The sequence below is a fragment of the Bacillus sp. DHT2 genome (genome assembly GCF_026241455.1).
Taxonomy (GTDB): Bacteria; Bacillota; Bacilli; order Bacillales; family Bacillaceae_G; genus Bacillus_A; species Bacillus_A pseudomycoides.
Window position 1 is genome coordinate 1 of record NZ_JAPHWH010000002.1, and the last position, 13,055, is coordinate 13,055.

Sequence of the window (13,055 nt, forward strand, 5' to 3'; positions counted from 1 at the left end):
CGCTGATCAATACATCGTTTTTCCATAGTGACAAGTGATATGAGGAAATTTTATATAGATTTATTAATAGTATGTGATCTTTCTCTGTTTCATTTTGCTCAACGATTTTCTCATTCTCTCTTCTACTGACATTATATTTATCTTTAACATCTTCAAATTTGATTCCATCCACAAAATTTTTGCTATATCTTTTAAAAGCCATTTCTAACTTTTTTTGGTTCATCATTGCATCCTCCCTATGAATTAATCTATTTTCTTATTCCAGTCCTTTACCTTTAACTTTAAGATAATGTTAATAAGACAGATTGTTATTTTATTTTTTCTTCATATTGTTTAGCAAGTTTATAAAATGAAGAACGTTTGATGCCATACTTTTTCATGGCTCCTACTGCTGTAATTGAACCGGATTTCCATTCCTTGTAAGCATCCGTGAATTCTTCTGTTATTTCGACAGGCGGACGTCCTAAACGTTTACCTTGTTTTCTGGCAAGAGCAATTCCTTCAGCTTGACGTTGTTTAATATCAATGCGCTCTTTTTCTGCAAAGGCTGATAATATTGTAAGAGTTGCTTTTTGAATCGCACTCTGAATGACATCATTTGTACTTTCTCCAGTGTAATTGACATTAATATATGGTTCCTTTATAAATTGTAAATTTACTCTATGTTTTTCATAGTACCTAAATCCTTCTAATGTATCATTCCTATTTCTCCCAAGTCTTGTTAAGGAATCAAATACAATGGTATCTCCAGTACGAGCAAGACGCTTTAGCATTTGGTAATTCTCTCGCTCCATATTTTTTCCAGATTCTTTATCAATGAAAAATATCTCGATCTTCTATCCCTAGATCCTTCATATTTTGAATTTGTCGTTCTTCGTTTTGATCTTTACTTGAAACTCGTACATATCCAAATTTTTTATGTTTCATATGCCACACCTCACTGGTAATTACATCAATAATGTCTGTAAAGGTATATAAAATAAACAGATGTCTGTAAAATTAAAAATTAATATTTATAGACGTGGTTTTTTTTAGTTTTCTATATATCTGTAAAGGTATACCTTTACGAACACATAAAAAGAAAAATCAAAAATGGACTCTTCTTTTGTAAATTTAAATGGGGAAGATTTAGATATGTCAGAGCATTCCTCAAATCGTTCTGTAAGTAAATGCCAGAGTGGCACCTCATTCCCTGAATCGTTTCCGTACCCCTAATTCATCTGATACAGAAATTGACATACAAAAACGCCATCCTTTCCTATGATTCTACAGAAAGAATAGCGTATTTTTTCATTTTAGGGGAATTTTATTTTGTTAGCTGGATAGCGATGTGGCAAACTTTTCTGATAGGCTGATAGGCATGATGTGCTACCTCACATCCATCACCTTAAGTATTTAGAATATATTCAAAGTTAAAAGCACGTTACTATCTTCTTATGTTAATGAGTAAGAGTGACGTGCTTTTTATGGACTTGCATCAAAAACACGAATTATCTTTATTCACCGAAGAGTTATATCGATATATGTCTTTCGCAACTCTTATTAATGAGTATAGCTCAAAGTACTTATCGTCAATTCATTTATCAAGGGAACTAGACAAAAATTCTCTTCTAAACTGAAATATTGCATCAACTGCTTTCTTACATCCACCTGCTTCACGTAAACTCTGACCAATTATTTTGCTTCCTTCCCTATAAGTTTTGTTATTAAGTACATTCCTTACCGTTTCTTTCAATAAATCAGATGTAATTTTTGTATAATCCAAAGTCAAACCAGCATTTAAATCCTCGACTCTTTTTGCTACAAAAGGTTGATCATTTGTAATTGGTAAAACAACAAGAGGCGTGTCATAATATAATCCTTCGCTTACACTATTCATACCACCATGTGTAATAAAGACATCTGTATATTTTAAAACCTCTAACTGTGGAACATAAGGACGAATAATGAAATGGGGTGGCATATTAAGAAAACGTCGCATCTCTATTTCCTTACCTACAGAAATTACAACTATTCCATTAAATTCTTTAAATGCATGCAAACATTTCTCATAAAATTCCGGCTGTTTATTTAACTCTGTTCCCATCGAAATGTAAATAACCTCTTTTCCGTCTAACCTATAAAGAGGAAATTCTACTATTTCCTGCCGTGAAGTGATAGAAGGTCCTATAAACTTAAAGGTATGATTAAAACAATGAGCATGAGGTTGAAAATATTTAGAAGTAAAAACTAATGTCATGTCACTTTCATAATGAAAAAGTTGCTCTAATGAATCAACATTCACCCCATAACGATCACTAATTCTATTTACAATCATTTGACATTCCTCAACCAATGGTGAAGTAGGATTAGATTCGATGTTTCCCAGTGGAATTTCCTCCAATATTTCTTTATTCATAGCAAATGTTGTACAGGACGCAATTGTAGGTATAGGTAACATTTCAGCAAGAATTCTGCCTAAAAGAAAATGCTGATCATAGATCATATAATCATACTTTTCACGAGTAATTTCTTCTAAAAGAAAAGGGATGGCATTCTCTGTTACCCTTAAAAATCTATACATCATTTGTAAAGGGTGAAACATATCCTTCATTCTATTTTTTAAATTAATTTCTTTTAAGTAATCTCCATAGTTTCGAAATTCAACATCTATATTCTTTAATTTATGGCGATATTCTTCCTCGCAATAATAAATAACTTCTTCTCCCCTATTCACTAATTCATTAACAAGACCAATTGTAGGATTGATATGACCTTCTGCAGGAAAATTTATAACCAACGCTTTTGACATAAAAAATCTCTCCATTTCTATATATTTTTATTAGAGTAGATTTCTAGTTGTCATTTTAAGTTTCTTGTTACATTATTTGTCTACACACGACAATTGGAAGTGAACTTTACAATTTCCTCAACTGCCTGTTTATAGCCACCAGATTCACGTAAAGACTCTCCAATCTTACGACTATTTTCTTTAAATTCCTTATCATTCATTACCTTTTCTACTGCTTCACGCAGCATTTCAGGAGTTAATGCTCTGCGATCAAGCTGAACTCCGGCTCCCACTTCAGTGACTCGTTTCGCGACTAATGGCTGATCCCCTGTAACTGGAATCACAACTAACGGGACACCATAATATAACGCCTCGCTAGAACTGTTCATACCACCATGTGTAACAAATACATCTGTATGCTGTAATACTTCTAATTGAGGTACATAATTAAACACTTTAAAATTCTCTGGAATATTTTCAAATTGGTCTATATTTATCCTTTTCCCGACCACTAACACGACCATTGCATTCATATTTCTAAATGCTTCAAAACAGTTCTCATATAAATCTGGTTGCTCATTAAAGACTGTCCCCATGGAAACGAAAATAACTTTCTTTTTTAAAATGTCAACTGGAAAGCTTCCTACCTCTTTACGTACTGCAATTGATGGCCCAACGAATTTAAAAGAATTATTAAATACTTGAGAAAACGGTTGATATTCCTTAGATGTATATACTATCGTAATATCTCCAGGGTGATTCATAATATCATACAAGTTATTACACTTAATCCCATATTTCTCTTCCCATCGTTCCATTCCTAATAAACATGATTGATATAATGGAGAATTTTCATCTACTTTTCTCGATTCAGATTCTTCATTAAAAGTGATGTAATTATTAAAAGCAAATGTTGTACAAGAAGAAATTTTAGGTAACTGTAAAACAGTTGCTATAATGCGACCTACTGCGAAATGATTATCATATATAATATAATCATATTGTTCTTCCTTTATTTCCTCTAGAATCTGGTTTACAATACGATCTGTAGCTGCAATCATATTGGACAACATTTCGACAGGACTATTGCCTTCATTAATTCGATTCATAATATTGATTTGTGGAAGAAAATTTTCATATGCTCGAAATTCCACACCGGTTGCTTCAATTTTATTTCTATAGTCCGCTATACAATACGAAACAACTTTTTCTCCTCTGTGTACTAATTCACTTACAACTGCTAATGTCGGGTTGATATGCCCCTCTCCAGGAAAATTTATTACAAGTACATTCGCCATAATACTCGCTCCTTTCAAACTCATTAACAAAGTTAAATTAATATTTGATTGACCTTTTAATTTAGAGTCTATTATAAACAAATATTTTTTAATATTTCATATGATTAGCTCATTTCATTATTGAGAAATATATTCCTGAGCACTTTGACATGCCTGTTTAACAATAAAAATACTTTTCGATAAACAAATCCCATTTTCTATTTATTCATATTCTCCGGTTAGCAAATAACTGCCTTTGCAAAAACTAGATATTCTTCCTAAATCTCTTAAAAAACATTATTTTAATGATTCTTACAAAAAAAGAATAACACTCTTATTTTCTTTTGTTCTTTTACGGTTGTTGCAACACCCATAAATATTAAAGCAACTATAAAGTCGAAGAAATGTACTGGTAAAGGTGTTTTTTCTTTATGAAAGATTCCCGCACAAAGTACAGGTACCAAGAACGTATCCTTTAGTTAGATGACCACTTTCAACATAGCAAAATTATATTTCCTATAGCCATAGTGATAAATATCTATACTGAACATTAACAAAATTACGTATGAATATTCTTAATTTACAATCTATTTTCACGATGTTAACCTATAAGTGCAGTAACAATTTGTCAAAATCAAGTCCCCAAACGAGATTTTGAAACAGTCATCTCAATACGCGAGAACAAAACAAAAGAACACTCATGTTGAGTGTTCTTTTGTTTTGTAATAATTAATATAAATATAACGAAATATTAATTAGATAGAGGCCCAAATATACACGTATATTTGGTTCTGGTGCAAAGATAAAATAAAAGATAATATAGCTCATATATTTCTAGCGGAATTCTATTTTATGCTGTAAGCCCAAACAATCGATGGATGAATTCTTTCTGGTTTTGGACAGACTGCTCCCGTAAATCAATCTGTTCTTTTTTAATCATATGCATAGCTTTCACTCCTGCAAGAATGGATGTAGCTGCGCCAAAAGACTTGAACCCTAACATAGAACGAACACGTTTCTTAATAAAACGATGATCTTGTTCCACTATATTATTGAGATATCTAACTTGCCTTAGTTGTATGCTTTCAGGGGTTCTGGTGCAAAAAATACTGTCATTGTGTACACTGAAAATATTCATAAATATTAGAAAAGGACACACTTTCCATGGGGAAAAGTCTGTCCAAAAGCAGATACAACTGATTAATATTCTCTTTGGCCTTACCGCATAAGCAGTCATTCCGTTAGGAATGAATCATTCTTTTTACTCTTCATTATCTTTTTGCACCAGAACCATTATTAATAGTTTCATAAAACTGGCCCACAATATTCCCCATCTCTTTATGTCTTCGGAAACTTTGCAACAGAACCTTAAACTACATTATAAGGCGTTTTTCATTATATTCAAATATCTATTACGTTATTTGAATATCTGCTAGGGCACAATTTAAATTTAATAAAGTTTGTAATACTGAAGAATAAATAATTAATTCAGAAAATTTTTTAGCAACTTCATTATATCGCAATTACTTTTTAAAATTAATCAAAAAATTTTTCCTTTACTTTAAATTCCAGAATTCATATAATTTTCTATGGAATTACATTTTTTTCTAAACAGCTCCTGATTCATACACATTCTAAAGGATAAACACAAATCATTTCACTCGTATATTTAACTAGGTAAAATAAAAATCCATATTTTCACAAGGAGAAGTGGCCACATGCAAGATATTTTGAATCTATTTCCGAGCGCTGATGGAAATGAAAAAAAACAAAAACTTTTTTTAGAATCTATGCAGAAAATAGTTGAAAATCTTAGCCGATTAAAAAATGAAGACCAAGCATCTTTAGGTAACTGTGAGGAAAAATCAGATGGATATTACAATAACTTAATTCACCAAAGTCATATACCACTGGCTGGAATTGCTATGTCTGAGGTTATGGAAGAACTAAACCAATTTATGAATGGTCATCCTTATCCAAATAAATACTATTTGTCTAACGCTGTACCACTACCAAGTATTCCATCACTATTAGGTACAATGACCATGGCGCTTTTAAATGGTAATGGCGTTTGGGATGTATATGGCCCTGGGGCAGCTGAAGCAGAAGTAAAAGTTGTATCCATGCTTTCAAAACTGATCGGTTATAATCCGCATAATAGCGGTGGTTATACAACATGGGGTGGACAAGGATGTGTATTTTCAAGCTTACGTTTAGCAATTGCTAAACAATTTCCATTAGCAAAGGAACACGGTGTTCCACAAAATGTATATTGCTTTGCTTCTGAAAATGCACACTATAGTTTATTAAAGTCAGCTGAAGCAACTGGCATTGGGACAAATCACCTAATTAAAGTGAAAACTGACCCTTATACAAATTCTATGGATATAGAAGATTTAGAGGATAAAATGATAAATGTTATTGAAAACGGAGGTATCCCCCTTTATATTCTAGCTACTATGGGGTCAACAGATACATTTACAATTGATGATATAGAAAAAATTAAAGATAGTGCTGAATCAATACAGAAAAAATATAAATTAAAACCTATTTATATTCATGCAGATTCTGCAATGGGCGGATTCTATGGTTTCTTTAATAATTATAACTTTGAAGAAAATCCACTCTCATTTGAACCTGATGTGAAAGATGCCTTACAACTCGTTCAAGGGAAAATGCAATATATGTCTCTTGCAGATAGTGTATGTTTTGATTTTCATAAATTAGGACAAACACCTTATACTTCAAGTATTTTAATCGTGAAAAATCATACTGACTTACAACTTATGGACATCGAACAAAATGACACACCTTATCTTGGGAATAGATCATATGGCAGTTATCATACAGGCTATACCTTAGAATGTTCACGAGCTGGTAGTTCTATTCCGATGTATATAAATTTATTAGCCTTTGGAATTGAAGGATATCAAAAATTATTAGCAAATTATGTTCGTGTAAATCTATTATTTAGGGAGAAATTGCGCAAGGCTCTTCCTCAAGTAGCAATAACAAATGATTTTACTTATGGACCAATTACAACATTTCGTTTCTATATGAATGGAGATGGCCAGGTAAATTGGGAAAAGGAGCGTACAGGTCTCGCAACACAAGAAGAGATTGAGGATACAAATCGGTTAAATATAGAACTATTTAATTACCTAGGAAAAAATCGTGATCAAATATTCTTTGGCGATACAACTCGTTCTTGTGTAGTAGATGTAATAAACAGTTGTGATAGAAAACCAATTTCTACATTAAAATTCTTTTCTATCTCGCCATATACAAATGTTGAATGTTTAGATGAGATTGTAGCATTTCTTCATAAACATGTATCGATTGCTACTAAACAGATTTATTCATATGTTTAATAACCTTATTTGTTAGCGCTTTAATATTTAAACTTAACTACATTAAATAAAATTTCCAATCCCTTTTAATCAATATCTAATTTCAATTTACCACTATCTATATTAAGAAATGAGGAAAAATATATGAATATAGAGCTACTAGATACACACCACGTGAAAGATGCAGCACATTTAATTGCACATTCTTTTGTGAATAACGAACCTCTTGTAAGCAGTTTACAAATTCCTTTTGCTCCTTTTCACAAAATGTGCGAGGAAATGGTAAAACAAGCTGTATCTCAATCTATGTCATTTGTAGCAATAGAAAACTTTCAAATTGTTGGTGTTCTTTTAACAAGAAAAGTAACCCAACCATTAATAGATAAAGATAAAGCGAGTGAACTGTGTCCACAAATGGATCCTATTTTTCTACTCTTAGATACTTTAGAAACGGAATCAATTGAGTTTTCAAATTTAGATAAAGAAAGATTAGTCTATCTAGATATGGGCGCTTGTCATCCAGATTGGATGGGCAGTGGGGTAGTCACTACTCTTATTTCACATGCTATTCAGGAAATAAGTACAAGAGATTTTGATTTTATTGCTGCTTGTACAAATAAAATTTCTCAAAAAATCCTTAAAAAATTGTATAAGACTTTTGAGATTAATGAAATAGTGTATAATAAATTTCCTTATAAGGAATCATTGCCTTTTGCTAACACAACAACTTCCTTAACAGCTCAATTATTATATATACCTCAATCTCAATTTGTCATTAAAGCTATATAATTTTTAGAACTACTATAAATTCGAAAAAAATTATCCTATATGTGCATGAATCCTAAATTATTACTTTTCAAATAGTATACCCATACTTTTATAGCAGCTAAAAAAGGCTCCGAATTGAGGAGTCTTTTTCTTTATAATTGGTCAATATCTTAACTTTTTCGGATTCTGGTGCAAAAAATCTCTTAAACTTGGACATACTGATATTACTACTCTAGAAAAGGTGCGTGACCAGTATGGAAAAGGAAAATTTGTTCAAATGGAAGCATTATCAGCCTGAACTCATCTTATTAACAGTAAGGTGGTATCTACGGTACAATTTGAGCTTTCGAAACCTAGTGGAAATGATGGAAGAAAGAGGTTTATCCATTACTCACACAACGATTATGCGCTGGGTTCATCAATATGGATCTCAATTAGAAGAGAAAGGGTTCTGTTGCAAAGTTTCCGAAGACACAAAGAGATGGGGAATAATGTGGGCCAGTTTTATGAAACTATTAATAATTCATGTAATGCGTTATACGTCGAAAAAACGAAGTTTGGTTGAAGACTTTGAAATCCTAAAGAACGGGAGAATCGACGTTTCACATGTCGGTGATCTTGCTCAATGATATTATTGAGATACTTGATTGTACGATGAAAGGTATTTTTGTAAAGACCTATCTCCTTTAATTTTTTGAATGCGAAAGCTAAAGAAGGGGCCTTATCTGTCGTCAGAACAGTTGGTTCTCCAAAAGTTCGAACAAGTCTTTTCATAAAAGCATATGCTGCTTGTGTGTCCCGTTTTTGACGAAGTTGAATAACAAGTGTTTGTCCCTTTTTATCAATTGCTCGATATAAATAACACCATTTCCCTTTCACCTTGACATAGGTTTCATCCAAACGCCAAGATAACAATATGTTTTTGTTTTTCTTCTTCCAAATGTGATAGATAAGATTTCCATATTCATGAACCCAGCGCATGATAGTTGTTGGATGAATAGAAATACCACGTTCTTTGAGAATTCCAGACACATCGCGATAACTTAAAGAAAAACGACAATAGTAGCCAACAGCTATTAAAATAAGATTCTTCTTGAACTGGTTCCCTTTAAAATATCCCATCTGTGATTCTCCTCGTTTTCTTTTTCGAAAGTGTAGCTTAGTTTAGAAAACTTTGCAACAGAACCCTAATTTTCATATAGGATACCGTCATATTGATAAAAAGACGTTATCCTTTCCCATGATTTCTCAGAAAGAATAACGTCTTTTTCATTTTAGGGGGTATTTTGTCTTGTTAGGTTGATAGTACTCCCATAACGAAATTTTCTGCTAAATTGTAACAAAAAAGCTCAGTTTTTCATTTTGGGGTAATTCTGAATTCTTAAGTTGATGAGCATGGGACTGAACCCCTAATACTTTATTTTAATAATGACTCTTTTCATGAAATAAAACTCAGTTATCAGTCTAAACCATTTTTTAGATTTAACAATAACAAGTGTGCATTTTTACCTTTCAGATAGTCTCTTTTATTCTAATTCCTTCATTTCTTTCAGCCGTTCTATATCCTTTTCTGAAGCCTTTTCTATTTTATACAGTTCATAGCTACCCTTTATCTCATTTATCACTACAAATTCAATTTCATTCCGAACATAGCTTTTAGTTTTTCCCTTTTTATAACCAATAACATTATCTAATATAGTTTCCCCACTATCTTTTTTATATAAGTTATAGCTAACAGGTGGACGACCAATTACATACTTATTATCAGAAAATCCGACTATATCATCCCTCCCTAATCCTGTCGAAACACTCCAGACAAAAATAATCTGAAATATAGAATAAACAACAATACCGCTTAAGAAAAAAAATAGGATTGATTTAAAAAATAACTTTAAAGGTATCCTGCCCAAAAACTATTCCCTCCCATTTCATCTCGGGATAGCAAGAACAAACCGTGAATTTTGTACGCTAAGGAACCGATTTTTTTAGATTGTTGAACTTAATCCCCCGTTAGTACCATAAGAAAAAGAGTTACCGCAGTAACCCCATTGTTTATAATACACGTCATTGGGAGACGCTATGGATGAATATAGTCAATCTATGAAATTTCCCATAATCTTTTAACCTCCACCAATTCCTGTCCATTGAATTCCATTCTGTATATATCTGGTTTTGATGTATGTAGTAAAAAATTCAAATCATACTTACTGTCATAATACCCCATCATCAAAGTCATAACAGCTCCATGAGTGCCTAATACTACTTTCTGCCCTCGATAGGTGTTTAATAATTCTTTTAAGACTTTTATAGCACGTTTCTGACAGTCGACATTAGACTCTCCTCCCGTTAAAGCAAAGTCGGGTTCTAAGAATGACTTTGTTATCAAAGGAAATAATTCTTTATCCGACATTCGTTCCTCTTCAGCAATAAAAATTCTCTCTTTTAAGTCTTCAAATACTAAAACTTCTTTTCCTATTTGCTTCGCTAATTGCTGAACAGTTAGAATTGAACGATTGTATGGACTTGAGATAACAACGTCAATTCCCTCACCTTGTAATACATCTGTTATTCGTTGAACTTCTAATTTTCCTTTTTCCGTTAATCCTCTCGCTCTTTCTTTTCCAGATTTCGGTGAATCTCCGTGTCTCACCATATATATGAAAGTTTTCATAATTACCTCCAATTTTTTAGGTTTCTGTATTCCATATATAGCTTATATTAATTAAAAAGAACTTTCCCAGTGACCATAACTAATACTCACTATAAATCCTTCTGTATGCGATATCTTAGATACATTTCTTTACAATTCCGTGAACGTAAATGTATTAAAACAAAAGAACACGTAAAATGGAGAGCTAAAAAAGACGCGTTCTGTTCTAGCTCTTTTTTCATTTTCTAATTAATAATTCGTTTGCATATTCACGAGCCCAATGATCGGCGTCTAATACTGTTTCCAAATCTGGCTTTGCAATGCTATGATGAGCTTCAAGAGTAGAATCAGGGTGAGTTGCAACTTCAATTAATCCATCTGTTCCATATGTGACTTTTGTATCTGTAGGAATTCGCTTCCGAAGATCATCTGTTAATTCTTTTGTACTTACGCTTACAATTCGAGGGTAAAATGTATATATTTGTTTTTCAAGAAGGTCAATATTGTGATTTGCTGTTAAACCAATAATTTTAAAATGTTCCGGATGAGAAGTAACTACATCTAATGCAGACGTACCAATTGAGCCAGTTGAACCAAGAATTGAAATATATTTTACCATGATAATTCCTCCAAAGTTGTAGAATCCCTTTTTGCAAACCTAGATATAATTAGACAAAAAAGATAAAATTCCTTCTTTTATAAAAAAGAAACAACAGGAATTAAGCGAATATAAAGTAATTGGTTCTGTTGCAAAGTTATCCAAAACATAGAAAATCTAGGGTTGCATCGTTAAATGCTTATGCAACCATTAATAATTCCTGTAATTCGTTATACACCGAAAAGGCGGAGCCTATTTGAAGAGTTCGCCTTTGTTTGTATAGGGCATGAATGATTTCAATGCCTTTTATTGTGCCGTCATCTTTTTCCAAAGTGTACTTGAATTTCGAAAACTTTACTACAGAACCACTTTTATTGTATATTTTAGAGTTACTTTATGTTTACGTCTAGAACATGTTAAAATAACCACGTATGCAAACTATATAAAGAGAATAAGGGAGTCATGAGCTTGAAGAAGGTATTGAAAGGTTTATTATGGGGTACAGGCTCAATATTTGGTGCTTTCGCGGCGTTTATTACGTATGTGGTAATTACGGATGTGAAGCATAAGGATGTTGAGAAGTTGAAGGTGGCAAATAATAACGAGCGCATTCTTAAGGTTGGGGAAGAGTTTAAGGCGACAACGTTTAATATTGGCTACGGCGGTTTAGATAAGGATCAAGATTTCTTCTTAGACGGAGGGACGGGTTCGCGCTCTAGTAGTAAAGAGCAAACAGAAAAGAATATCAGCAATATGCTGTCTTTCTTACAAAAGGAAGATTCTGATTTTATTTTAGTGCAAGAGATGGATGAGAAGTCACTTCGTTCATTTGATGTGAATCAGTATAAGGCGTTTCAAGATGGACTGAAAGATCATGCGTCTACGTTTGGTTATAACTTTAATGCGCAGTGGGTGCCGGTGCCAATTAAGAAGCCGCACGGATATACGAACAGTGGACTTGGTTCGTTCTCAAAATATAAAGTAGAAGAAGTGACGAGATATCAGCTTCCTGGAAGAGAAATGTGGCTTCGTCAATTATTCGAATTAGATCGAGCGATTGTTGAGCATAAGGTTCCAGTTGATAACGGGAAATATTTACGAATGGTGAACGTTCATTTATCTGCATATGATAAGGGCGGAAACATTCGAAAGCAACAAGTTGAGTTTTTGAAAGAGTATATGAATAAGCATTATAAAAATGGCGATTATCTCGTGCTTGGCGGAGACTGGAATCAGCTATTATCTGATGTGCAGTTAAAAGATCCGAAGTTTAAAGAAGAATGGCCAGAGTGGTTAGTACAGCTGCCAGAAGATTTCACTGATGGTGGATTCCAGTGGGCTGTTGATGATACTGTTTGGACAGTTCGTGATAATGTAAAGAGCTATGTCGAAGATGAGAACTTTGTTACGATTATCGATGGATTTTTAGTGTCTCCAAATGTGGAGATTGTGAGCGTACAAGGGCATGATTTGAAGTTTGAAAACAGTGATCATAACCCGGTTAACGCAGTGTTGAAGTTAAAATAGTAGGGGAAGACAACGGAATGGTTCAAGAGAGAATGTGTGCAAGAAGAGTGTAACCATATGTTGTCTGAAGTCTTATCCAATGTAAATACTCTCGGCTCTTTCATTCATTCCATTA

Annotated in this window: 8 protein-coding genes and 7 pseudogenes; 5 read left to right on the top strand and 10 right to left on the bottom strand. The window is 32.9% G+C overall.

The features are described from left to right. From ORL93_RS04970 to ORL93_RS04990, 5 genes and pseudogenes are all read right to left on the bottom strand, one after another. Positions 1-226: pseudogene (locus ORL93_RS04970) on the bottom strand (hypothetical protein); the annotation flags it as partial. A gap of 82 nt (positions 227-308) precedes the next feature. Further along, positions 309-927 (bottom strand): annotated as a pseudogene (locus ORL93_RS04975) (recombinase family protein). A gap of 649 nt (positions 928-1,576) precedes the next feature. Further along, the gene (locus ORL93_RS04980) at positions 1,577-2,806 is read right to left on the bottom strand and encodes a macrolide family glycosyltransferase (RefSeq protein WP_265958737.1); all 1,230 of its coding nucleotides are present in this window, start codon (positions 2,804-2,806) and stop codon (positions 1,577-1,579) included. A 65-nt stretch (positions 2,807-2,871) separates the two neighbouring features. Then, entirely contained in the window at positions 2,872-4,068 is a 1,197-nt protein-coding gene (locus ORL93_RS04985; RefSeq protein ID WP_265958738.1) for a macrolide family glycosyltransferase, read from the bottom strand. An 829-nt stretch (positions 4,069-4,897) separates the two neighbouring features. Beyond that, a pseudogene (locus tag ORL93_RS04990) lies at positions 4,898-5,137 on the bottom strand (DDE-type integrase/transposase/recombinase); the annotation flags it as partial. A gap of 55 nt (positions 5,138-5,192) precedes the next feature. Between ORL93_RS04990 and ORL93_RS31475 the strand changes: the two are divergent. The 4 genes and pseudogenes from ORL93_RS31475 to ORL93_RS05005 form a co-directional block, all read left to right on the top strand. Then, a pseudogene (locus ORL93_RS31475) lies at positions 5,193-5,276 on the top strand (IS6 family transposase); the annotation flags it as partial. 489 nt (positions 5,277-5,765) lie between these two features. Next, a complete protein-coding gene (locus ORL93_RS04995) occupies positions 5,766-7,418 on the top strand; it encodes a pyridoxal phosphate-dependent decarboxylase family protein (protein WP_265958739.1) in 1,653 nt (550 codons plus the stop codon). Between the two features lie 123 nt (positions 7,419-7,541). Further along, positions 7,542-8,186, top strand: a complete 645-nt coding sequence (locus ORL93_RS05000; RefSeq protein ID WP_003204295.1) for a hypothetical protein — start codon at positions 7,542-7,544, stop codon at positions 8,184-8,186. Between the two features lie 233 nt (positions 8,187-8,419). Beyond that, positions 8,420-8,611 (top strand): annotated as a pseudogene (locus tag ORL93_RS05005) (IS6 family transposase); the annotation flags it as partial. Positions 8,612-8,669: 58 nt separating this feature from the next. Here ORL93_RS05005 and ORL93_RS05010 read toward each other — a convergent pair. The 5 genes and pseudogenes from ORL93_RS05010 to ORL93_RS05030 form a co-directional block, all read right to left on the bottom strand. Beyond that, a complete protein-coding gene (locus ORL93_RS05010) occupies positions 8,670-9,287 on the bottom strand; it encodes an IS6 family transposase (protein WP_265958740.1) in 618 nt (205 codons plus the stop codon). A 404-nt stretch (positions 9,288-9,691) separates the two neighbouring features. After that, complete coding sequence (locus ORL93_RS05015; protein WP_265958741.1) at positions 9,692-10,075, bottom strand: hypothetical protein; 384 nt, start codon at positions 10,073-10,075, stop codon at positions 9,692-9,694. A gap of 188 nt (positions 10,076-10,263) precedes the next feature. Continuing rightward, entirely contained in the window at positions 10,264-10,836 is a 573-nt protein-coding gene (locus ORL93_RS05020; RefSeq protein ID WP_265958742.1) for a histidine phosphatase family protein, read from the bottom strand. 235 nt (positions 10,837-11,071) lie between these two features. Then, positions 11,072-11,434, bottom strand: a pseudogene (locus ORL93_RS05025) (1-deoxy-D-xylulose-5-phosphate reductoisomerase); the annotation flags it as partial. A gap of 178 nt (positions 11,435-11,612) precedes the next feature. Continuing rightward, positions 11,613-11,726 (bottom strand): annotated as a pseudogene (locus ORL93_RS05030) (IS6 family transposase); the annotation flags it as partial. 155 nt (positions 11,727-11,881) lie between these two features. Here ORL93_RS05030 and ORL93_RS05035 point away from each other — a divergent pair. Continuing rightward, complete coding sequence (locus ORL93_RS05035) at positions 11,882-12,940, top strand: endonuclease/exonuclease/phosphatase family protein (protein WP_018782248.1); 1,059 nt, start codon at positions 11,882-11,884, stop codon at positions 12,938-12,940. The last annotated feature ends 115 nt before the right edge of the window (positions 12,941-13,055 follow it).